We start from the raw sequence: 22998 nt of genomic DNA, 5'->3' as shown, positions 1-22998 counted from the left end.
ACCGCCACGACTTCAGAGCCCCCAGGTGATGGCGCGATTGCCATCGCGCAGCAGGTTGCGGAAGCGCGCCAGTGCCCAGAGCGGGAAGAAGCGCGAATAGCCGTGGTAGCGCAGATAGAACACGCGAGGGAAACCCACCGCCGTGAAGTACGGCTCGTCCCAGAAACCATGGCTGGCCTGCGTGCGCAGCAGGTACTCGACGCCGCGCACCAGGGCGGGGTGGTCGCCCGCGCCGGCGGCCATCAGGCCGAGCATGGCCCAGGCCGTTTGCGATGCGGTGCTCGGGGCCTTTTCATAGCCACGATACTCGAGCTTGTAGCTGTCGCCCGACTCGCCCCAGCCGCCATCCTCGTTCTGGATCGACAGCAGCCATTGGGCCGCGCGCTTCATCTCGGGCGCGTCCGTGCCGATGCCGGCGGCGTTCAGCCCGCACAGCGCGCTCCACGTGCCATAGATATAGTTGGTGCCCCAGCGGCCAAACCAGCTTCCGTCGGCCTCTTGTTCGTCGAGCAGGTAGCGCAGCGCGCGCGCGGCCGGCTCGCTGTTGGCCGGCATCTGGCCGAGCTGGCACAGCATCGCCAGACAACGCGCGGATACGTCGGCCGTGGGCGGATCGAGCAGTGCGCCGTGATCGGCGAACGGGATGTTGTTCAGGTAGAGGTGCGTGTTCTCGGGTTCGAACGCGCCCCAGCCACCGTTGCTGCTTTGCATGCCGACGATCCACTCGCAGGCGCGGGATACGGCTTCGTCATAACGGTTGGAGCGGTCGCCCTTGTCCACGCGGTCCATCGCGGCAGCCACCACGGCGGTGTCGTCCACGTCGGGGTAGTGAGGATTGGCGTACTGGAAGGCCCAGCCTCCCGGGCGGACGTTGGGACGGCGCACCGTCCAGTCGCCGCGCAGTTCGAGTTCCTGCAGCGGCACAAGCCAGTCCAGCCCGCGTGCGGCCGCCGCGATCGTGCGCGGCTCGCCGACTTCCAGCAAGGCATGGGCGGCCAGCGACGTATCCCAGACCGGCGACAGGCATGGCTGGCAATAAGCCTCGTCATCCTTGACCACGAGCAGCTTGTCGATCGAGCGGCGCGCGATGGCCCGGTTCGGGTCGTTCTCGGGCACGCCGAGCACGTCGAACATCAGCACCGAGTTGACCATCGCCGGGAAGATCGCGCCGAGGCCGTCTTCGCCGTTCAGACGTTCGACCGTGAATTCACGCGCGCGCTCGATGGCCCGCTGGCGCAGGCCACGCGGGAACAGCGGCTCGGCCATGCGCACCACGGCGTCGAGCGTGCGGAACACGCCGACCCATAGCGGGCTCTGGTGCGGCGCGCGGCGCGGCAGGCGGGTGGCCTGGCACGGGCGCACGAACAATTCGTCGATGCCGATCTTGCGCGGATTGCGCGCCTGCGGACGCAGGCTGTTGAGTACCAGCAGCGGCACGATGACCGTGCGGGCCCAGTACGACACCTTCGACAGATGGAACGGAAACCACTCGGGCAGCAGCATGATTTCCACCGGCATCATCGGCACCGCCTGCCACGGCATCACGCCGTACAGCGCGAGCAGCGTGCGGGTGAAGACGTTGCTGGCCTCGGCGCCGCCCATCGCGTGGATCGCGGCGCGCGCGCGGCGCATGTGCTCGGCTTCCGGGTTGTCGCCGGCCATCTTCAGCGCGAAGTAGCCCTTCACGCTGGCACTGACGTCCGAGGCGCCGGCGTGGAACAGTGGCCAGCCGCCATCGGCGTTCTGGATGCGGCGCAGGTAGTTGGCGATCTTGCCTTCCAGTACCAGATCCGGCGTCTCGCCGAGGTAGTGGACCATCAGGATGTACTCGGCCGGAATCGTGGCGTCGGCTTCGAGTTCGTAGACCCAGTGGCCATCGGACTGCTGTTGCGCCAGCAGGGATTCGACGGCATGTGCGATGCCGGCATCGAGCGGATCGGGCAGGGCCGGCTGGGCAGGGCGACGGGCGCTGGTGGTCAGCGTTTCATCCTGGGGGCGGGTAATTGTTGCGGCCTGGTTCATCTAAATCGGGGGCACTTCTCTGTTCTGGGCACGCGGCAATGGCCGCGTGCCTTGGCTAAATACAAGGCGGGCAAATCATGCGATGGCATGTCGGAGCAGAATCCAGACCAGCTTTGCCTTGGGCACGCGCACGCGTGCGCGCGGCGGTTGCCAGCCACGGGCCAGCAGGCGAGTCAGGATGCCGTGATAGACATCGGACATGATGCGCGGCGAACGCACCACGCGCGCCGGGCAGCGCGCCATGATCGCGGCGGAGGCATCGTAGTGAGCCTGAGCATCGCGCGCGATGCCGTTGCAGACTTCGGCGATCGCGGGATGATGGATGACGTCGTATGGCTTGCCGACGGGAATGCCGGCGGCGGCCAGGGCCTCGGCCGGCAGGTACAGACGGCCGATCTCGGCGTCCTCGTCGAGGTCACGCAGGATGTTGGTCAACTGCAGCGCGCGGCCAAGGTGATGCGCCAGCGCAATGCCGGGTGCTTCGTCCAGGCCGAACACGCGCACGGCCAGGCGGCCGACGGCGCTGGCCACGCGGTCGCAGTAGGTGTCCAGCGTGGCGGCATCCGGCGCGACGATCGTGGCAACGACGTCCATGATCATGCCGTCGATGACGTCGGAGAAGTCCTGCTGCTGGAGATTGAACGCCTTGATCTGCTCGTCGAGCGGGCGCAGCGCCGCAGGCGCCTGGCCTGCATAGCAGGCGGCGATGTCTGCGCGCCACTGTTCCAGCGCGGCGAGCCGGTCGGCGTGCTGGGTGTCGCCATCGGCGATGTCGTCCACGGCGCGGCAAAACGCGTAGATCTCGAACATGGCCTGCCGCTGCGAAGCGGGCAGGATGCGCATGGCCGCGTGGAACGAGCTTCCGGATGACACGGCGGGTCCGGCGATCGGCCCGCCTGGCGTTGCGATTTCAGTACCGGCCACGGGTTTCCTCGGCACGCATTGTCAAATACCTTCCAGCGGGGCAGCCAACGGGTGGCGCCCCGGGAACGGCAGAATTTGGGGGGATTCGAAGTCGGGCGATTATAGCAACTTCATCGCGCCGGGGGATTTGTGACGTTATCACCATAACGCGGGTATGGTACGCCGCGTGCCGGGGTGGTGGTGGTCTGGTCGATGACCCGTTCTACGTCGGGCACTTCGCGCAGCGCCCCCAGGAATCCCTTCCGGTCGAAATCTGCAGCCACGCAGCCCTGCACGGTCAGCCAGCGGCCCCGCACCATGATCCAGAGCGAGCTTTGCTGCCAGGCGGGCATCGTGTGCCGCAGCGTGTCGAGCCGCCGCCGCAGGGCCTCGGCAATTTCCTGGTCGTACTGGTAAGCGTTGGCCAGCCTGCAACGGCCTTCCATATAGCAGTGGTTACCTTCCTCGATGCGGTGGTGCGCCTCGCGTTTCCAATCCGCCTCGGTAATGCGCGGGCCCGCCGGTTCGGGGCAATTGGTGATCGCCTGCGAGATTCGCAGGAACGGGTCGTTGCCGAAGTTGCGTGTCGTCTGTCCAAGTGCCATTTGCGCCGCGCATATCGTCATGGCCATTAGTGCGGCCAAGTGAATTGCCACGCGCAAGAAACACCGCGATGACCGAACGTCATCAATGCAATACATTATCTGCCCTGTGGAAAGCCCAGAAAGCAGAAAGCCCCGCCGGAGCGGGGCTTCCCAGGCAAGATAAACTGCCCGGTGATCCAGTTAGATAGCCTGGATCTTCGTGGCCTGTTCGCCCTTCTGGCCCATAGCCTTCACGTAGCGAACCTTCTGACCTTCCTTCAGCGACTTGAAGCCATTGCCTTCAATCGCCGAGAAGTGTGCGAACAGGTCATTGCCGCCTGCGTCCGGCGTGATGAAGCCGAAGCCCTTGGCGTCGTTGAACCACTTAACGGTACCGGTTTCCATATGTCTATCCAACCTCGAATTTCAAATGGGCGTAATTGCCCGACCAAGCATGTCGCTCACAACGAACCGGAGCAAAACGCTTCAGGCCGGCGCACATGCGAGCAGCCATTTTGACGGTTTTTTTCTGGCTGTCAATCGGACCATGCCCCTAATGGTGTTTCGGCATACAAACAGCAGATATTAAATTCTTCTACATCCATTCCGGATTTGTCTGACATCAGGGTGCCTTCTACGATGTTATGTCAGGCATTGCGGGCGTGGCGGTACCGGCAGTCGGTACATATTCGTAAGGAGGAGTGTGAGATATCACACAGTTCCCCGCAGTTGCCATGCGGACAATCACGCCGCAATACCTCAAATGGGCCAGATGCCGGAATGAAAATCCTGAGAGGTATGGTTATCCCGTATGCACGAACTGAGAAACTTGTGGTCAAGGCGAGCGTAGTGGCGGCAGACATCTGCATTTTTACCACCCGGTGTAACATCTGCTTACCGATTCCCGCGTGGTCAAGGGCCACGCAGGTTGAATCGTGCCAAATGTCGTACGCGTGACATGGCTTGTCGGGCACAATTTTTGACAATCTGTTTCAAACGGATGGCCTAGGATCCACCTGCTCGCAAAATAGGAAAAATCCTATATAGAAGTGATGCGTAAGGCATAATGCAGGCTTGGGCATCGTCCGAAATGCGGGCCATGTATGCGAGCAGGGCCTGCGCGCCGCCATCGGCAACCGTCATAACAGCAGCGGACTTTAAGCCAGTGAAGCAATTACAACGATGGATTCGGGGACTTTTCGAGGAGAGGGACGGGCTGACAGGCCGCTCGCGTTCCGGTGCGTGGCGTGTAGTGATGGCCGTGATTGCCATTGTGGCAGCCGGTGTCGGGCTTGTGCTTGGCACACTGACGCCGTCGACCGCGGCGCTGGCGCAGTCGCTGGCGCCAGCGCGCGTTGCGCCGAGCGTGGCATTTCACTATGGCGCCCGCCCGCCCGTGGACATGCTGCAGGCCTTCGACGTGGCCGTCGTGGAGCCCGATAGCGGCTTCGATCCGCGTAGCGCCAAAACGCCGAACACCGCCTGGTTCGCATATGTCAGCGTCGGTGAAGTTCTGCCGAGCCGCGCGTACTTCAAGGACATCCCCAAGGCCTGGCTTTCCGGCAGCAATGACGCATGGAACGCCAGAGTCGTCGATCAGGCCGCCGACGGCTGGCCCGCCTTCTATGTCGACAAGGTAATCACGCCGCTGTGGGAACGCGGCTATCGCGGTTTCTTCCTCGACACGCTCGATTCTTACCATCTCGTGGCCAAGACCGACGCCGACCGCGCGCGTCAGGAAGCCGGCATGGTGCGTGTGCTTCAGGCAATCAAGGCACGTTATCCAGACGCGAAGCTGCTGTTCAACCGTGGCTTCGAGATTCTGCCCCAGGTGCATTCGCTGGCCTACGGCGTGGTGTTCGAATCGCTGTTCCGCGGCTGGAACCAAGCGCAGGGCGCGTATACCGAAGTCAGCCAGCAGGATCGTGACTGGTTGCTCAACCAGGCGCGCATCGTCCGCGAGCAGTACGGCCTGCCCGTGATCTCGATCGACTACTGCCCGCCCACCGACGCGCAATGCCGACGCGACACCGCGCGTCGCATCGGCGCGCTGGGCATCACTCCCTATGTCACCGATTCCGGCCTGCAGACCGTGGGCGTCGGGTCGTTCGAGGTCATGCCGCGCCGCGTGCTGGTGGTGCAGGAAAACGAACTCGATGTTTCCATCGACGACAGCGTCGGCGTGCGCTTCCTGTCGATGCCGCTCAACTATCTGGGCTATCGCGTCGATTTCGCCGAAACGCGCGACACGTTGCCGGAGATCACTCCCGACCGCTATGCCGGCGTGGTGGTCTGGACCAACGGCAATATCCGCCAGAACCCGGGCCGCTTCTACGCCTGGGCGGAGAAACAGATCCGCCAGGGCATCCCCGTGGTCTTCATGAACGGGTTTGGCGCGCAGCCCGACGGGGCGCTCGCGCGGATGCTGGACCTGAAGGTGGCCAAGGGCCGCACCTCGGGTGACGTCCAGATCCTGTCGCAGGACAAGATGATGGGCTTCGAGCAGCAGGTGGCCCCGGACCGTACCGATGCGGTGCCGGTGCAGATACGCGATGGCGCGGCGAACACGCGCACGCTGCTGCGCTTGCGCTCGGGCACGCTGACGTATGACGCCGCAGCGATCACGGCCTGGGGCGGCTATGTGATGGGCCCCTACGCCGTGCGGCAGAACACGCCCAAGGGGCAGGACCGCTGGATCGTGCAGCCGATCGACTTCCTGCGCGAGGCATTGCGCCTGCCGTTGATGCCGGTGCCGGATTCCACCACCGAAAGCGGCCGCCGGCTGCTGACCATCCATATCGATGGCGACGGTTTTGCCTCGAAGGCGGAGATTCCCGGTGGCGGTTATTCGGGCGAGGTGCTGTTCCGTGAGATCTTCGACCGGTACCGCCTGCCGATGACGATGTCCGTGATTGAAGGCGAGGTCGGCAAGAGCGGCATGTATCCGAAGCTGGCACCAGAACTGGAGCCGATTGCCCGCAAGATCTTCGCGCAGCCGTATGTCGAGGTGGCCAGCCATACCTATTCGCATCCGTTCGAATGGGGCCGGACCGTGCCGGGACAGGAGAGCAATGCCAGGATCATCGAGGGCGATGACACCTATCACCTGGCAATTCCGGGCTACAAGATGGACCTGAACCGCGAAATCGGCGGCTCGATCGATTACATCAACAAGGTGCTGTCGCCGAACAAGCCAGTGAAGCTGGTGCTGTGGCCCGGCGATTGCCAGGCCCCGCCCGAGGCGCTCAAGCTGACCGAAGCCGCTGGCGTGCTGAACATGAATGGCGGCGACACGCTGATCACGCGCAGCAACCCGACCTGGACTGCCATCGCCCCGCTGGGCATCCACAAGGCGGATCACACGTTCCAGGTGTTCGCGACCAACCAGAACGAGAACGTCTATACGAACCTGTGGCATGGGCCGTACTACGGCTTCGAGCGCGTGATCGAAACGTTCGAGATGACGGAGAAGCCGTACCGCTTCAAGGCGGTGAACATTTACTACCACAGTTACTCGGGCACCAAGGTGGCATCGCTGAAGGCGCTGCGCAAGGTTTATGACTACGTGCTGACGCAGAACTTGCTGCCGATGCACTCCACCGACTACGTGCTCAAGGTGATCGACTGGCAGGGGATGGCCGTGGCCCGCGAGTTGGGCGATGGCGCCGACGGCGCGCCGGCCAGCGGCGCATGGCGCGTGCGGGGCGATGGCAACCTGCGCAATCTGCGCTGGACGGGCGCGGGCGTGCCCGACGTGGCCACCGCGACCGGCGTGACAGGTTCGTCGCCGGCGCCAGGTGGCGGCGTCTACGTGCATCTGGATGGTGGCAATGCGCGCTTCCGTTTCGCACCCACGGCCACGCAGTCGGTGCCGGAGCTGCCCGAGGCCAACGGTCTCGTGCGCGACTGGCGCCGCGACGGCAATGTCACCCGATTTACCTTCGCCGGCTATTACAAGCCGTTCTTCCGGCTCGCCAACGCGGGCCAGTGCAGTGTTTCCATCGATGGCAAGCCAGTAACCGGTGTGCGCGATCGCAATACGCTGCGTTTCGATACTCCGGCGGTCAATGATCCGATCCATGTCCAGCAACAAGTCGAAGTCCGCTGCGGCGCCTGAGCGCGAGCGGCTGTTGCCGCCGGCGCTGGTTCTGACCTTTACCGCGATTGTGGGGGTCGGGCTGGCGCTGATGTTCCCGCGCGAGACCCTGCGTGAGCGCCTGCTTGGTCAGGGGAGGGCCGTCGATGGCCTGACCGTGGCCTATCTCGAGGCGTGGTCACGCGTGGCGCCCAACGATACGAACTTCATGAGCGTGCTGGCCGAACAGTACGCCCGCAGTGGTCGGCTGGATGATGCCGAGACGATGCTCGAACGCATGTTGGCGGTGAAGGGCCAGGACCTGACGGGCCAGATCCTGCGCACGCGCATCGAGATCGCGCAGCAGCGCGCCTATGCGGCCCAGCCGGATTCCCCCGAGCGCGCGGAGCGTCTGGCCATGATGAACGGCCTGCTCAAGGACGCCACCACGCCGGAGATGCTGCGCGCCTGGTCGGTGGCCGATCTGCAGACGCTGGCCACGCAGTCGCGCCAGGTCGGCAATGCGGCTGCCGCCGTGAAGCTATTCCGCGAACTCAGCGTGCGCGACCCGGCCAACGTGGATTTCTATAATCGCCAGCTTGCCGGCATCGCGCTGGCGGGCGGCAACTATCGCGATTCCGCCCGCGCGTTGTTCGAGGCGCAGGCCCGCGCGAAAAATCTCTACGAGCAGCGCACGCTGTTCCTGCAGGCCCTGCAGACACTGCAGGCCGGCAATCTGCTCGATGAAGCGCTGGCCGAAGCGGAGCGCCATGGTGGAAAGCTGCTCGATGACGCCGAGGTACTGCGCTATCTGACCAGACTGGCGCTGGCGGCGAACAAGCCGGATATCGCGGCGAAGTATGTGGAGCGCCTGCTCAAGCTGTCGGCCAACCGGCCGACGAAGGGCACGCAGTTCGCACAGGCTGAACGGCAGGGGAACCTCCGCCGGGTCTCCGATACCGAGCCGTGGCTCGCGCGCGGCGTTGTGTTCCTCGACGGTCCGCGCGGCCTCGCCTTGCGCGAGCAGGTGGGCGAATTCGGCCTGCGCCGTGCGGCTGCGGAAGCGATTCCGGCGTCTGGCGTGGTGACGAAACCGGCCACGCGCGACATCACGCAGGCTGAGGCCCAGGAGACGGCCAAGGCCGAAGTGGCCACGGCCGTCGCCAATGGCAAGACGTTCAATCCCGACGACTACGACCTGGCCTACCGCGTGTTCCTGGCCGCGGGCAAGCTCGATCAGGCCCAGCGCGTGGCGCAGACGGCCGTGGACAAGTTGCCCAACGACGCCGTCTGGCGCGAGCGTCTGGCGCAGGTGGCGGAATGGAATCGCCAGCCAATGGTCGCGCTGCAAAGCTGGCTCAAGTATGCGCAGGAGACCAACGACGAACGCGCGTGGAATAACGTGATGCGGCTGGCGCCGGGCCTCAACGACGACCGGGCCTATCTGGCGGCGTTGCGGCATCGTGCGGCGGGCGGCGATCTGAAGACGATCGACGAGGTCGTCGCGGCCTACGAACGGCTCGGCGAGCCGGAGGCCGGCATGGCATTCCTCGACGGGCTCGCCAACGGGCCGAACGGGCGTCAGGTGATGGAGCGCAATGCCGAACTGGCCGAGCGCGCCGGCAAGGACGACCGCGCGTTCGAGCTCTACGGCCAACTGGAGAAGCGCTTCGGCGCGCGCCCGCTCTACGCGCTCAAACGCGCCAACATACTGTTCGTGCGCGGCCGGCTGGATCAGGCGATGGACGCGATGCTGCCTGCGCGCGACAAGGCCACCACGCAGGACCTGCTCTATTGGCGCACGTACACCCAGCTTGCCCGCCTGACGCAGCGGGACGATCTGCTCAAGTACGGCTATCGCCAGATGATGATCTCGATGGCCAAGAGTCATGACGATCACTGCATGGCGATGCCGCCCGGCGCTGCCCGCAACGACTGCCTGGCCGAAGTTCGCGATACCGAGGACGATGATTTCGCGAACCTGATCGAGTACTACGATCGCTGGCCGATCGACGCCGGCCGCATTGCAGAGGCAGGCTGGCGCAAGAACGGCAAGCTCGATGAGCTTCAGTTGGCGATGTACTACTACACGCGCGCGCACGCTTATATCCGCATCGAGCAGATGCTTGCCAGCCTGACTCCCGAGCAGACGCGACAGGCCGAATCGTCGGCGGGTTTCCTGATGCGTCGCGCCGAGTACTGGCGCGCGACCGGTAATCACGAACGCGCGCTTGCCGATCTGCGTCATGCCATCGGGCAGGCCGATGCCGATAGCGAAACCTACGGCGCACTGCTGTGGGCACTCGTCGACATGGGTACCGACACCGAGGTGCGCGCAGTGATGCTGCGGCTGAAGCCAGAGGCGGAGAATGATCCGAGCCTCTGGGGTGCCTACGCAGCCGGCGCGATGCGCTTCCAGGACGGCCGCACTGCCTTGCACTTCCTGCGCAAGATGCAGCATGGCAAGAGCGCCGATCCGCTCTGGCTCGGCGTGACCGCCGATGCCTGCGAGGCTATCGGCCAGACCGATCTGGCCTGGCGTATCCGCCGGCAGGCATGGGTCGAACTGCATCGTACGTGGGCCGTGGGTGGCGCGAAGTGGGCCGAGGAAAGCGCCGGCGACGAGTATGCCGATGAAGACGAAGAAGATGCGCAGGGTCGTCCGGCACGCTCGGATCTCCGTCGGCAGATGATCGCGCTCGGGCAGATATTTGCCTCGGCCGATGTGTCGCGTGGACTCGTCGTCGAGATGCTGCGGCGCGACCGCGAAAGCGTCGCCGCGCGGCAGGCTGCGCCCAGCGATCCAAAATCGCCCTCGCAGCTCGGTAACGTGCCGGGTTTGTCCCCGCTCGAGGTGACGCCGCCGCCGGCGCTGGTGGAACGCGAACGGCGCAGACAGGCGCAGCTTACGGCCGCCAGTCGCGAGGTGGCGCTGGCCTGGGCGATGTCGTCGGAGTCGAACGAACTCGCGCGAGCCTGGCTGGCCCGTCAGTACGCCGAGCGGCTGCAGAGGCCCGCGTATGCCGAGATCGCGATTGCGCTCGACGACAACGACATGGACAAGCTCGACCGGATCATGGAGCGCAAGGCCGGGAAGGTGCCTGTGCTGAGCCAGATCGAGGTCAATCGCCAGCTCGACCGACTTTCCGCTGCCCAGACCCAGGCGTTTGAAACGCAGGAACTGGCGCGCACTGATGACTCGCTGCAGCAGACACTGCAGGACGCACTGTTGTTCAACGCCCAGGCAATCGAGCCGCGCGCGTCGTACCAGCGTCAGAATCCGCTGGAGTTCTACGAGTACAGCCTGGCTGGTGGAGCCCGGCTTTGGGACGGCTATGCGCTGAACCTGCGCGGCGTGTTCCGCGATCAGCGCTCGACCGACCGTACTGCGCTTGACAACGTGCCTGGCAGCGACCGTCGCGCCGAATTGGCGTTGACCTACCGCGACACCCAGAAACTCTGGCTGCTGGGCGTGGGGCGTCGCGACGGCCTGCAGAGCTTCACCACGGCGCGGCTGACTGGCGCGTGGAACCTGGAGGATCGGGTGTCTTTCACTGGCCGGCTCGGCTACAACCAGCAGGCGGACGAATCGGCGCAACTACGTGTGGGCGGCATGAAGGACCTGGTCGAACTGGGCGCGACATGGCGGCTGGGGCTGCGTGAGTTCATTCGCGGACGGATCGAGTACGACCGCTTCTACGGGCAGGACCGCAGCTCGCTGGGGCACGGCATGGTCTACGACGTGGAGGCCGGCTATCGCATTCGCACGCAGTATCCTGACTACACGGTCCGCATCGTCGGCACGCGCGGCATTTACAACACCAACGGCGGCACGCTGACGCCCACGATGCAGCGGCTGGTGCCGGTCGGTGGCGACGCTACGCCTGCGTTCTACATGCCGCAGAACTTCACGCAGGCGGGTGTGCTGTTCGGCTTTGGCACCGAACTGCTCGACGACTACACGCGCAAGTGGCGGCCCTTCCTGGACGTTGGGGCGCTCTACGACTCGCGCGCGGGGCACAACTTCCGCGGCCAGCTTGGCATGGCTGGTTCGGTGTTCGGCAACGACCACATGTCGATGTACGTGCTGCATGAAACCGCGTCCCGCAACGGCGGCACGCCGCTGACGGAAGTGGGTTTGCGATATCGCTGGCTCTACTGATAGTGAATACTGATGATCGAGTTCTTGAGAGTAACGAGGGGGATGGAAAACATGAACAGGATGACGACTCGCATGGGCCGCGTGATGGCCTGGTGTGGCGCGCTCGGCGCGGCACTGTGGCTGGCTGGTTGCGCGGTGACCGACGTGGGCCGCGCGCCGCAGATGTCGCCCGGCGACGTGGTGGCGGTACTGCCCATCGTCAACAACACCGAAACGCCCCAGGCTGGCCTGCGTGCCGAGGCGATCGCCGAATCGCTGCTGAAGACCGGCGGCGTGGCGAACCTCAAGCGCTACCCCGCCTCGCTGAACCCGGAAACGCTGTTCGAACCGGCCGAGCGTGAATCGGTGGGCAAGGCGCTCGAGTGGGCCCGTGGCGAGCGCGCGCGTTACGCGCTGACCGGCTCGGTGCAGGAGTGGCGCTACAAAGTTGGCGTTGACGGCGAGCCCGCCGTGGGCATCTCGCTGCAGCTGATCGACGTGGCCAGCGGCCAGGTGGTGTGGTCGGCCACCGGCAGCAACGCCGGCTGGAGCCGCGAGTCGCTCTCGGGCGTGGCGCAGAAGCTGCTGCGTCGCCTGCTGGCGCCGCTGATGCAGGGTTGAGCACGGAAGGACGGGGGAGAGACGTGGCCAAGACCGTGGAAACAAGGCGCCAGGGGCAGGGCATCGGCCTGGGCGGGCGCTACGCGCGCTGGCTGGCGCCCGCGGGTGGCGGTGCGGCAGCCGTGATCGAGATGATCGTGATCATGGCGGCGGCAATGGGCATCACCTGGCTAGTGCTGCCGCAGAATCCGCTGCTGCTGGGCATGGGCTTTCCATGGGTCTGGCTGCTGCCGGTGATTCTGGCGCTGCGCTATGGCACGTTGGTGGGCGTTGGCGCGGTGCTGATGCTGCTGGGCGGCTGGTTCTTTTTCGACGAGATCGGCGCGCACAGTGGCGCCTTCCCGCGCATGTTCTTCATGGGCGGGCTGCTGCTGGTGCTGGTGGCGGGGCAGTTCGGGGACGTGTGGAATACGCGCCTGGCGCGAGCGCGGGCCGTGAATCGCTATCTCGACGAACGGCTGGCCGCGCTGACGAAGAACCACTATCTGCTGCGCATTTCTCATGCCCGGCTCGAGAACGATCTGCTGGCGCGTCCGACGACGCTGCGCGACACGTTGTCGCAACTGCGCGCGGTGGCCTTGCAGGACGCGATGAACGGCGGCAATACCGGTCCGCTGGCCGGCGCGCAGCCGATGCTCCAGGTCGTCGCACAGGCCTGTCAGGTCGAGGGCGCGGCGCTCTATGCCTGCGATGGCGAGCGTGTCGTGCCGAACGCCGTGGCCAGCATCGGCCCGGCCTTCGAGATCGACGTCAACGATCCACTCGTGCGGCACTGCCTTGAAACGCGCGCGCTGGCGCATTTGCGTTCCACGGGGCTCCAGCAGGACGCGCAGACGCGTTACGTGGCCGTCGCGCCCGTGCTGGCGGGGTCGGATCGATTGATTGGCGTGCTGGTCGTGGAACGGATGCCGTTCCTGTCGCTGACCTATGAAAACCTGCAGATGCTGATGGTGCTGATGGGCTACTACGCCGATGGCGTGGAACATGCCCGCGCCACGCACGGCATCCAGGAAATGGCACCGGCTATTCCGTATGCGTTCGCGCTCGACTACGCGCGGCTGTCGCGGCTGCGTCACGAGACGGGCATCCAAAGTTCGGTGGTGGCGCTGGTCTTCGACCTCGACGAAGCGCGCGATGCGCTGTTCGAGCAGGTCGTGCGCAGCCGTCGTGCGCTCGATGTGGCCTGGCCGGTGCGCAACGCCCATCACCGGGCCATGCTGACGCTGATGCCGCTGTCGGACGCCCAGGCGGTATCCGCCTATCTGGTGCGTATCGAGGACATGCTGCGCGCGCAGTTCGGCACCGATTTCTCAAGCGCGCATATTGGCGTCTACACGCTCTCGGTGCCCGCCGAGGGTGCGGAGGAGGCGCTCATGCGGCTGCTGCACCGCTGCCAGCTCGATGGGGCGTCCACGATCACGGCCGTGCAGGCCGATGGCATGCGCGACGCCAGCGTGGCGGGCGCCGGACCGGCAAGGGCAGGCTGACCCATGGGCAAGCTGACCTTCGGAGGCGCCGCCTTCCAGATCTCCGCCCTGGCGCTGCTGTTCGGCGGCGGGACTGGGCTGCCGCTGTTGCTGGGCTTCCTGACGCTGCAAGGCGCGGCCGCGGCGCTGTTGGGGCTGGCATTGTGGCGCCTGTTGCCGCGCCGCTTCCGGACGCCTTTCGTGTGGAGCTATGGCTATCTGGCAGCGTTCTGCTTCTTCGTGCCGGCGGGTGGCGTGTTGGTGTGCATGGGCAGCCTGTTGTTCTCGAAACTGTTCCCGCGCCGTGGCAGCAACAGCGGTATTGCATCGGTAGCGCTGCCCGAGTTCGTCACCCACCTGATCCAGCGTGTGACCCATGGCGGGGGCGCGCGGCTGCGCGCGCAACTCGGCAATACGCGCGCGCCATTGCCTGAACGCATGACCGCGCTGGTAGCCATGCAGTCGATGCCCACGCGAACGGCCAGCCCGGTGCTGCGCGAACTGCTGGCCGACAGCACCGACGATATCCGGCTGCTGGCCTACGGCATGCTCGATGGCGCGGAAAAGCAGCTTACGCAGAAGATCCTGGCCGAGCTGCCCCGTCTGGAGTCGGCTGACAGCCCGCAGGCGCGCGGGGAGATCAACCAGCGGTTGGCTGACCTGTATTGGGAACTGATCTACCAGAACCTGGTGCAGGGCGATGTGTACCGCTACACGGCTAGCCAGGTGGAGCGCTACGCCAGCGCGGCACTGGAGATCGACGGCAACATCGCCGCGCTCTGGTACATGCGCGGCCGGCTGGCGCTGACGCGCAACGCGCCCGCCGAGGCGCGCGAGTTCCTGGCTCGTGCCGAAGCGCTCGGCTTCGCGCGTGATCGCGTGTTGCCGCTGCTTGCCGAGGCGGCTTACCTGGAACGCGACTATGCCACCGTGCGCCGCCTGATGGCGGATTTCGACAGTCCTTCGCCGCTCCCACTGGTGCGGCCCCTGCTGCGGTACTGGCAATCATGAGCGAGATTCTGGTCAAGGGAACGTCCGCGGACGTCATGCTGCTTCTGGAAGGCACGTTTCCTTATGTGAGTGGTGGGGTGTCGAGCTGGGTCAATCAGATGATCCGCGCCTTCCCCGATATCCGGTTCGGCATCGTCTTCATCGGCAGCCGCCGACAGGACTATGGCGAGATGGCCTACGCGCTGCCGGACAACGTGGTGCATTTGGAAACGCACTTCCTCTACGACTTCGCGCCGCCGCCGATGGTGCATGGCACGAAGGGCGACGCGCATGCCTTCGACCGCTCGGACGAACTGCACAAAATGCTGCGCCAGCGCGGCAGGGAGGTGGAGGCGGGTGATCTGATTCGCGAACTGATGCCGGCGCTGGGCGAGGGCGGCGCGCTGTCCGAGGATGCGTTCCTCTACAGCAAGCGGGCGTGGGACACGATCACCGATCAGTACCGACGGTACTGCACCGATCCGTCGTTCACGGACTATTTCTGGACTGTCCGGATCATGCACAAGCCGCTGTGGCAGCTCGTGCGGATCGTGGACGGGCTGATTCCCGCCAAGGTCTATCACACGGTTTCCACCGGATACGCGGGATTCCTCGGTGCAATGCTGCGGCATCGCACTGGGCGCCCGTTGCTGGTCTCGGAGCACGGCATTTATACGAAAGAACGGAAGATCGACCTGTTCCAGAGTCAGTGGATCCGCGATAACCGGAACATCTTCGAGCGCGATATTTCCCAGATCAGCTATTTCCGCGAGCTCTGGGTGCGCTTCTTCGAGACGCTGGGTCGCGTCTGCTATGAGGCCGGTGACGAGATCACGGCGCTGTACGAAGGCAACCGCAGCCGCCAGGTGCTGGATGGCGCGCCGGCCGAGCGCACGCACAATATCCCGAATGGCATCAACCTGCCGCGCCTTTCGGCGCTGCGCGAGCGGCGCGCGCCGGGTGTGCCGCCGGTGCTGTGCCTGATTGGCCGGGTGGTGCCCATCAAGGACATCAAGACGTTCATTCGCGCGATGCTGACTGTGGTGCGGGAGTATCCCGATGCCGAAGGGTGGATTGCCGGCCCCGAGGATGAAGATCCGGATTACGCGACTGAGTGTCGCAGCCTGGCCGAAAGCCTCGGGCTGGGCAGCAAGGTGAAGTTTCTCGGCTTCCAGAAGATCGACGAACTGCTGCCGAAAGTCGGCGTGCTGGTGCTGAGTTCGATTTCCGAGGCGTTGCCGCTGGTGGTGCTCGAAGGGTTCGCGGCGGGTGTGCCGTGCGTGACGACCGACGTCGGCTCGTGCAGCCAGCTCGTCTTCGGGCTGCCCGGCGAGGACGCGGCGCTGGGGGCCGCGGGCGACGTGGTGCGCATTGCGGACCCGGCTGCGCTGGCCGATGCGGCGCTGAAACTGATCAAGGAGCCCGCGCGATGGCAGGCGGCCCAGGCCGCCGGCATCGCGCGGGTGGAACGCTACTACACGCAGGAACAGATGGTGGGCAGCTATCGCACGCTCTATGCATCGATGATGGCGATGCCGGACAACACGCATCACGCACGCGGCGGGGCAAGCCCGGCAAAGTGCCCGGTGCACGGGGGAGGGCGCTGACATGGCCGGCATCGGATTCGAACTGCGCAAGATGCTGCGGCGGGACAGCCTTTCGGGGCTGATCGGCGCCTATGCCTATGCCGGGGTGATCAGCTCCGGTCCGTGGGTGCTGTCGATCGTCGGCATCCTGCTGATTGGCCTGCTATCGGTCGGTTTCGTGATTCCGGGCATGCTTATCACGCAGTTCCAGGTCTCGGTGACGTACCTGATCGCGTGCAGCCTGATACTGACCGGGCCGATGCAGCTCTCGTTCACGCGCTTCACCTCGGACCGGCTGTTCGAGCGTCGCGATGATCTGGTGCTGTCGAACTATCACGCGGTGGCGTTGCTGGCCACGATGCTGGCGGGGCTGATCGGCCTGGCGTGCGCGTTCTGGGCCTTTCCGGAGCAGTCGGTGCTGTACCGGCTGTTGATGATCGCGGGCTTCGTGATCATGAGCAACATCTGGATCGCGGCGATCTTCCTGTCCGGCATGAAGCAGTACAAGGCCATCGTGTGGACCTTCCTGATCGGCTATGCCATCACCGTGCTGGCGGCGCTGGCAATGCGCAAGAGCGGGCTCGAAGGGCTGCTCGGCGGCTTTGTGGTCGGCCAGCTATGCCTGCTGGTGGGCATGATCACGCTGATCTACCGGAACTACACGAGCCGCCGCTTCATGTCGTTCGAGGTCTTCCAGAAGCGCTACGCGTATCCGAGCCTGGTCGCCATCGGCCTGTTCTACAACCTTGGCATCTGGCTCGACAAGTTCATGTTCTGGTATGCGCCGTCCACCGGCCAGCAGATGATCGGGCCGCTCCATGCGTCGATCATCTACGACATTCCGGTGTTCCTGGCCTATCTGGCGATCATCCCGGGCATGGCGGTGTTCCTGGTGCGGATCGAGACGGACTTTGTCGAGTATTACGACGCGTTCTACAACGCGGTGCGCGGCGGCAGCTCGCTGGAGCATATCGAGGACATGCGCAACACGATGGTCCAGACCATCCGCCTGGGCCTGTACGAGATCGTCAAGGTGCAAGCCATCGCGTCGCTGGTGCTGTTCGTGGTGGGCGGATGGGTGCTGCGACTGCTCGGGATTTCTGAGCTGTATCTGCCGCTGCTCTACGTGGACGTGATCGGCGCCAGCCTGCAGGTGGTGCTGCTGGGCGTGCTGAACATCTACTTCTACCTGGATCGCCGCCGCGAGGTGCTGATGCTGACCGGCACGTTCGTCGTGCTGAATTTCGTGCTGACGCGCCTCACGCTCGAGCTTGGGCCGGCCTGGTATGGCTATGGCTTCGCGGTCTCGCTGCTGATCGTCGTAGCACTTGCGTTATATCTGCTCGATCGTAAACTTGACCGTCTCGAGTACGAAACCTATATGCTCCAATAAAGGACGCGATGCGTGGCGATGCTGCATTTTGCGTGCACGAAACCGTTACGCCCGCAATTGGAAACTGAGAGAAAAAGGTAAGGATTGAGGTTGGTCTGCAACACCCGAAGCGCAGAATCCCCTCTAACGTAGCCTCGACGGGCCGTGTTACCGTTCGGTAACATAACACCGCCGTGCCAGACACAGGCCGTAGTTATCAGAGGGAAGTATGAGAATTGCCTCCGTGGAGGACGACACCAGCCAGGCCGAGCAGATTTGCCAGCTGCTGGATGAAGCGGGCTTTGAATGCTCGAGCTTCGCGACCGGTTCCGCGTTCTTGCGAGCGTTGCGGGACCAGGCGTTCGACCTGGTCGTCATGGACTGGCAATTGCCGGACGTCAGTGGTTATGAACTCGTGAGCTGGGTCCGCCAGCATTCGGGACGCCTGCCACCGATCCTGTTCCTGACCAGTCGCATCGAAGAATCCGATATCGTCGCGGGCCTGTCCGTGGGCGCCGACGATTACCTTGCCAAGCCGATCCGGCCGGGCGAGTTCGTCGCGCGCGTGCGAGCGTTGCTGCGTCGCGCATATCCCAAGACCCTGCACGAAGACGATCTGATCCGGCAAGGCGCCTATATCGTAGACGCGCGCCGGCGCGTTATCGCGCTGGACGGTCAGAACGTCGATCTGTCGCCGCGCGAGTTCGACCTGGCATTGTTCCTGTTCCGCAATATTGGCCGCCTGCTGGCGCGCGACGTGATTGAACAGGCCGTCTGGGGGCGTGCGATGGATGCCGCCTCGCGCACGCTCGACACGCATATGTCGCGCCTGCGCATCAAGCTGGCCCTGCGCCCCGAGAACGGTGTGCGGCTGGCTTCCGTCTATTCGCATGGCTATCGGTTCGAAGCCACGGCCGCTCATGAGTAGCCGTCCCACGCTGCACCGCGCCGCCGTGGGAGGTGCGCTGATTTCCCTGATTCTGTCTGGCAGTGCGCTGGCCGGCCCTGCGGGCACGCAGGGCAAGGATTTCATCTATGAGGTCGAGCGGGGCGACACCCTGATCGGCCTGGCCACGCGTTTCATGACAAGCACGGACGGTTGGCATCTGCTGCAGACGCTCAATCGCGTGGAAGATCCGTACCGGCTGGTGCCCGGCACGCGGATTCGCATTCCCCTGTCGCAGATCCCCGTAGCGCCGTCGACGGCGCGAGTGGTTTTCGTGCGCGGACAGGCAAGCGTCGATGGCAGGCCGATGCAGACCGGCATGGCGCTGGCCGAATCGGCGCGGATCGAGATCGGTCCGAATAGTGCGGCAACGCTCGAACTGAGTGACGGGACCCGTGTGTCGCTGCCAGCGGCGACCAAGCTGCAGGTGCGCCGACTGCGCGCATTCGCGCGCAGCGGTCTGACCGATACGATGATCGGCATCGACAAGGGCGGCGCCGATTCCGTGGTCGCGCCGAAGGGCGGTGGCGTCGGGCGCTATGAGATCAGCACGCCGTTGATGGTGACCGGCGTGCGTGGCACGCGGTATCGCGTCAGCGCCGATGACGGTGGTAGCCGTAGCGAAGTCATCGAAGGCAAGGTCGGTGTGGGGGCGGGTGCGCGTCCGGGCTCGGCCACCCAAGTCGCCGCCGGCTACGGTGTCGGGGTGTCGACCGCGGGCCGACTGTCCAAACCAACGGCATTGTTGCCCGCCCCGGTCGTTGCCGCGCTGCCGCAGCCGATTTCCAGCCGTGCCGTCACGGTGCGCTGGCAGGCCGTGCCGGGCGCGGCTGGCTACCGCGCGGGCGTGGCGCGCGATACCGCGCTGACCGAATGGGTAGCGACGACGGAGTCGGCGTCGCCGGAGGCCGTATTCGACGATCTGCCGGACGGCGATCTTTTCCTGGCAGTCAGCGCCCTGTCGCCACAGCGGCTAGCCGGACGGAACGGCGTGCAACCGTTCAAGGTCTGGCGCAATCCGCCAGCGCCGTTCTCGCTGATGCCTGCACCCGACGCCGTCGAGCATGGCGGCGAGGTGGCGTTCCGCTGGGCTGCCGTGCAGGACGCATCGGGCTACGAGCTTGCGCTGGCCGCCGATCCCGAGTTTTCTCAACGCGCCGAGACGCGCCGTGAAAATGGCGTGGAGGCCGTCCGCACGCTGGCGGTGGGGCAGTGGTGGTGGCGCTTGCGTTCGTTCGATGCGCGGAATCAGCCGGGCCCATGGGGCGACACGCTAAAGGTGACAGTGCAACCGGCCCCGCCAGTGCCGGCGCCGGTCGACAACGGCGAGGAACTGCGCGTGCGCTGGCCTGCCGATGCCGGAGCCGCCGCTGCCACGGGCTATGTGCTCCAGATGGCGTCCGATCCCGCTTTCAGTGGCGATGTGGTCACGTTCCATACTACGGAGAGCGCGCTTTCGATTCCCCGCCCGGCACCCGGCACATACTTCGTTCGCGTGGCACGAGCCACTGGAACGGACGTGCCTCTGGCAAGCGCGTTTTCCGCGCCACAGCGAATCGACCTGCAATCTGTGCTGCGTGATGGACAGGGTGCGGTGATTATGACGGGCGGCGCGAAGAAAGGCGTGCAACTTGGCGCCCAATAGAGCTGACCTGCGCGGCGGCCAGTTCGACGCGGCCGAGCGGGAGGGCGCCCCGGGCGCCATGGGCTTTCGTCGGCGCACGCGACTGGAGTGGGCGCTGCTCACCATCGCCGTGCTGGTGATCTCCCTCGCCGCGTCAAGTTTCTCCTGGTTCGAGCGCGCGGACCTGGCCGTGCTGGACCTGGCCATCGTGGCCCAGAAGCATCCCGCCCGCGATGACATCGTGATCGTCGCCATCGACGACGAAAGCATCGGGGTGATCGGCCGCTGGCCGTGGCGGCGCACGGTGCTTGCCGCGCTGGTGGACCAGATCGGCGCTGACAATCCGCGTGCGATCGGCATCGATGTGATCCTGTCCGAACACGATATCCGTTATCCGTCCGACGATGCCGACCTGGCGCGTTCCGTGGCGCGGGCTGGCAACGTGGTCTTGCCCATGGTCGGCGAGTCAGGATCGAGCGGCGCGCGGCTGCGCGGCCCGATGGATGGCCTGCTGGCGCAGACCGGCCACATCAACATGATTGTGGATACCGATGGCGTGGCCCGACAGGTGTATCTGCGCGAGGGCGATGGCGAGGGGGCGCCGGTCTGGCACTTCGCGGCCGCCATGGCAGCGCTGGGCCAGCACACACCGGTGACAGCGGCGCAGTTCCGCAACGAACGCGCGGTACGCATGGATGGCGCGGGCTGGATCAGTCAGGACCGATTGCGGATTCCGTTCGTCGGCCCCCCGGGGTCGTTCGCGCGCGTCTCGGTGCTGGATGTGCTTTCTGGCGAGGTCAGTCGCGGCTACTTTCGCGACAAGTCGGTGCTGATCGGCACCGTCGCCACCGGACTCGGCGATGTGTTTCCGACGCCGGTATCGCGCGACGGGCGCGCCATGAGCGGTGTCGAAATTCTGGCCAACACCCTGCAGGCGCTGCTCGACGGCACCGGCATCGTTACCGTGCCCAAGCCGGTGGGCTGGCTCGGGACGATCCTGCCGGTGCTGCTGGCGGCCCTGGCGGCGTTGCGGTTCTCGCCGCGCAATGCGCTGCTCGCCACGATGGCGATCGTTGCGGCGGTCGTCGGTACCAGTCTCTGCCTGCCAGGCAGCATGCATCTGTGGTTCGCGCCGTCGGGCGCGGTGCTTGGCTGCATGATGGTCTACCCCCTGTGGAGCTGGCGGCGTCAGGAAGCCGCGCTTCGCTTCCTGTCCGAAGAACTCGGGCGCCTGGCGCATGAGCCCGGCTTGCTGGCGGCGCCAGCCACGCGCATCGACCACTCGCTCGATGGCCGGATGCAGGCGGTCTACGGCATGACCTCGCGCCTGCGCGACATGCGGCGCTTTCTGTCCGACGGACTGGAGAGCCTGCCGGAAGCTACCGTGATCTGCAATCTGGATGGCGGCATTCTGGTGGCGAACCGGCGCGCGGTGGCGCTGGCGCCAACGATCCTCCAGGGGATCGACGGCGCGTACTATGCCAACGACCTGCGGTACATGCGCGGCAGCAATACATACGGCGAGCTAGGCCGCCCCGGGTTGCCCGACCTGATCGAGGTGATGTTCACGGTGGCGGGGCCGGGTCTGGCCTACTGGGACGCGCTGTGCGGTGCGCTCGAAGGTGACGCGCCGGTGATGTCGTCGTCGGATTCGCATGGCGTGGAACTGACCACCGAGGACGGCCGGCGCTATCTGTTGCATGGCGGGCCACTGCATGGCGAGGCGGGGCGTCCCGCGGGCGTGATCGTCAGCCTGATCGACATCACCGCGATACGTCGCGCCGAACGCCAGCGCGAGCAGACACTGCATTTCCTGTCTCACGACATGCGCTCGCCGCAGGCGTCGATCCTGGCACTGATCGACATGCAGTCACGCCCCGACCGTGCCTTGCCGCAGACCGAACTGCTCGGACGAATCGGCGAGCACGCGCACCGCACGCTTGCCCTGGCTGACGATTTCATCCGAATCGCGCAGGCCGAATCGCAAAGCCTGACGTTTGCCGAGACCGACCTGACGCAGATCGTGCTCGACGCCACCGATGAATTGTGGGCGCTGGCCAAGGCGCGTGGGACCGAACTGCGGCTCGACATCGACGAGCAGGGGCCGAGGATGCGCGTGGCGCCAGCCCTGCTGGCTCGCGCCATCACCAATCTGGTCAACAACGCCATCAAGTACAGCCCGTGCGGCACCGAAGTGACGGTGCGCCTGCGCCGGCTCGGCCCCTATATGGCGATCGAGGTGTCCGATCAGGGGTCGGGCATCCCGCAAGACGCCCAGGCACAACTGTTCAGGCCGTTCAGCCGGGTGCACGCGCATGGCGCCGATGCGCCGTCTGGCAGTGGCTTGGGGCTTGTATTTGTGAAGACCGTGGCGGAGCGCCATGGCGGCCGGGTGATGGTTGCCAGTGAAGTTGGCAAGGGCACGATGTTCTCCATCTGGTTGCCCCTGCGCGGCCGCGCGTCCTGAATGCGGGCCGACACAATTGTTGGCAGTCACGTTTTCGGAAATTGCCTACGATCTGGGTGCCGCGGACTCCGCATCCGCGCGCCTTCCGGCCCGCGTCGCATCCCGACGCGGGCAATTTTTTGCGTAGTCGTCGGACAAACGCCCTGACGCTCTCCGCCGAAGAGCGAACCAGCAGCCATTGATAGGCCCTTTAGGGGGCGG

General features: G+C 65.3%; 14 protein-coding genes. 10 read left to right on the top strand and 4 right to left on the bottom strand.

The features are described from left to right. Window positions 1-12 precede the first annotated feature (12 nt). From shc to K6G35_RS28090, 4 genes are all read right to left on the bottom strand, one after another. A complete protein-coding gene (shc, locus tag K6G35_RS28105; protein WP_008650918.1) occupies window positions 13-2022 on the bottom strand; it encodes a squalene--hopene cyclase in 2010 nt (669 codons plus the stop codon). A gap of 75 nt (window positions 2023-2097) precedes the next feature. After that, on the bottom strand, window positions 2098-2946 hold the full coding sequence (gene hpnD / locus K6G35_RS28100) for a presqualene diphosphate synthase HpnD (protein ID WP_008650919.1): 849 nt from the start codon (window positions 2944-2946) through the stop codon (window positions 2098-2100). 110 nt (window positions 2947-3056) lie between these two features. Beyond that, window positions 3057-3530 (bottom strand): BON domain-containing protein, encoded by a 474-nt coding sequence (locus tag K6G35_RS28095; RefSeq protein ID WP_495676715.1) that lies wholly within the window; start codon window positions 3528-3530, stop codon window positions 3057-3059. A 180-nt stretch (window positions 3531-3710) separates the two neighbouring features. Next, window positions 3711-3914, bottom strand: coding sequence for a cold-shock protein (locus K6G35_RS28090; protein WP_008650922.1), 204 nt, complete (start codon window positions 3912-3914; stop codon window positions 3711-3713). An 850-nt stretch (window positions 3915-4764) separates the two neighbouring features. Between K6G35_RS28090 and K6G35_RS28085 the strand changes: the two genes are divergently transcribed. The 10 genes from K6G35_RS28085 to K6G35_RS28040 all read left to right on the top strand — a co-directional run bounded on the left by K6G35_RS28085 (window position 4765) and on the right by K6G35_RS28040 (window position 22797). Continuing rightward, window positions 4765-7626: a bifunctional glycoside hydrolase/polysaccharide deacetylase family protein gene (locus K6G35_RS28085; RefSeq protein WP_495676714.1), complete on the top strand. Its 2862-nt coding sequence runs from the start codon at window positions 4765-4767 to the stop codon at window positions 7624-7626. Next, a complete protein-coding gene (locus K6G35_RS28080) occupies window positions 7589-11746 on the top strand; it encodes a tetratricopeptide repeat protein (protein ID WP_495676713.1) in 4158 nt (1385 codons plus the stop codon). Before K6G35_RS28085 ends, K6G35_RS28080 begins: the two co-directional genes overlap by 38 nt. Window positions 11747-11797: 51 nt before the next feature. Further along, window positions 11798-12346, top strand: coding sequence for an LpoB-related protein (locus K6G35_RS28075; RefSeq protein WP_008648366.1), 549 nt, complete (start codon window positions 11798-11800; stop codon window positions 12344-12346). A gap of 23 nt (window positions 12347-12369) precedes the next feature. Beyond that, complete coding sequence (locus K6G35_RS28070) at window positions 12370-13833, top strand: PelD GGDEF domain-containing protein (RefSeq protein ID WP_495676712.1); 1464 nt, start codon at window positions 12370-12372, stop codon at window positions 13831-13833. A gap of 3 nt (window positions 13834-13836) precedes the next feature. After that, the gene (locus K6G35_RS28065) at window positions 13837-14823 is read left to right on the top strand and encodes a tetratricopeptide repeat protein (RefSeq protein ID WP_008648362.1); all 987 of its coding nucleotides are present in this window, start codon (window positions 13837-13839) and stop codon (window positions 14821-14823) included. Continuing rightward, complete coding sequence (gene pelF / locus K6G35_RS28060) at window positions 14820-16409, top strand: GT4 family glycosyltransferase PelF (protein WP_024570847.1); 1590 nt, start codon at window positions 14820-14822, stop codon at window positions 16407-16409. The genes K6G35_RS28065 and pelF overlap by 4 nt, the downstream gene beginning before the upstream one ends. 1 nt (window position 16410) lies before the next feature. Next, on the top strand, window positions 16411-17781 hold the full coding sequence (gene pelG, locus K6G35_RS28055) for an exopolysaccharide Pel transporter PelG (RefSeq protein WP_008645329.1): 1371 nt from the start codon (window positions 16411-16413) through the stop codon (window positions 17779-17781). Between the two features lie 208 nt (window positions 17782-17989). After that, on the top strand, window positions 17990-18688 hold the full coding sequence (locus K6G35_RS28050; protein WP_011518651.1) for a response regulator transcription factor: 699 nt from the start codon (window positions 17990-17992) through the stop codon (window positions 18686-18688). Then, window positions 18681-20351 (top strand): FecR domain-containing protein, encoded by a 1671-nt coding sequence (locus tag K6G35_RS28045; RefSeq protein ID WP_495676711.1) that lies wholly within the window; start codon window positions 18681-18683, stop codon window positions 20349-20351. The genes K6G35_RS28050 and K6G35_RS28045 overlap by 8 nt, the downstream gene beginning before the upstream one ends. Then, entirely contained in the window at window positions 20338-22797 is a 2460-nt protein-coding gene (locus tag K6G35_RS28040) for a CHASE2 domain-containing protein (protein WP_495676710.1), read from the top strand. The genes K6G35_RS28045 and K6G35_RS28040 overlap by 14 nt, the downstream gene beginning before the upstream one ends. Window positions 22798-22998: the final 201 nt, after the last annotated feature.

Source organism: Cupriavidus sp. HY129 (genome assembly GCF_059492215.1).
The sequence above is the reverse complement of the archived record's forward strand: the minus strand, read 5'-3'. Positions and strand labels throughout refer to the sequence as shown.

Excerpts from the sequence above, each read along its gene's own strand:
- K6G35_RS28065 (WP_008648362.1), top strand. The coding sequence starts at position 13,837 with ATGGGCAAGCTGACCTTCGGAGGCGCCGCCTTCCAGATCTCCGCCCTG.
- pelF (WP_024570847.1), top strand. The coding sequence starts at position 14,820 with ATGAGCGAGATTCTGGTCAAGGGAACGTCCGCGGACGTCATGCTGCTT.
- K6G35_RS28050 (WP_011518651.1), top strand. The coding sequence starts at position 17,990 with ATGAGAATTGCCTCCGTGGAGGACGACACCAGCCAGGCCGAGCAGATT.
- K6G35_RS28045 (WP_495676711.1), top strand. The coding sequence starts at position 18,681 with ATGAGTAGCCGTCCCACGCTGCACCGCGCCGCCGTGGGAGGTGCGCTG.
- K6G35_RS28090 (WP_008650922.1), bottom strand. The coding sequence starts at position 3,914 with ATGGAAACCGGTACCGTTAAGTGGTTCAACGACGCCAAGGGCTTCGGC.
- K6G35_RS28085 (WP_495676714.1), top strand. The coding sequence starts at position 4,765 with ATGGCCGTGATTGCCATTGTGGCAGCCGGTGTCGGGCTTGTGCTTGGC.
- pelG (WP_008645329.1), top strand. The coding sequence starts at position 16,411 with ATGGCCGGCATCGGATTCGAACTGCGCAAGATGCTGCGGCGGGACAGC.
- K6G35_RS28095 (WP_495676715.1), bottom strand. The coding sequence starts at position 3,530 with ATGGCACTTGGACAGACGACACGCAACTTCGGCAACGACCCGTTCCTG.
- shc (WP_008650918.1), bottom strand. The coding sequence starts at position 2,022 with ATGAACCAGGCCGCAACAATTACCCGCCCCCAGGATGAAACGCTGACC.
- K6G35_RS28080 (WP_495676713.1), top strand. The coding sequence starts at position 7,589 with ATGTCCAGCAACAAGTCGAAGTCCGCTGCGGCGCCTGAGCGCGAGCGG.
- K6G35_RS28075 (WP_008648366.1), top strand. The coding sequence starts at position 11,798 with ATGAACAGGATGACGACTCGCATGGGCCGCGTGATGGCCTGGTGTGGC.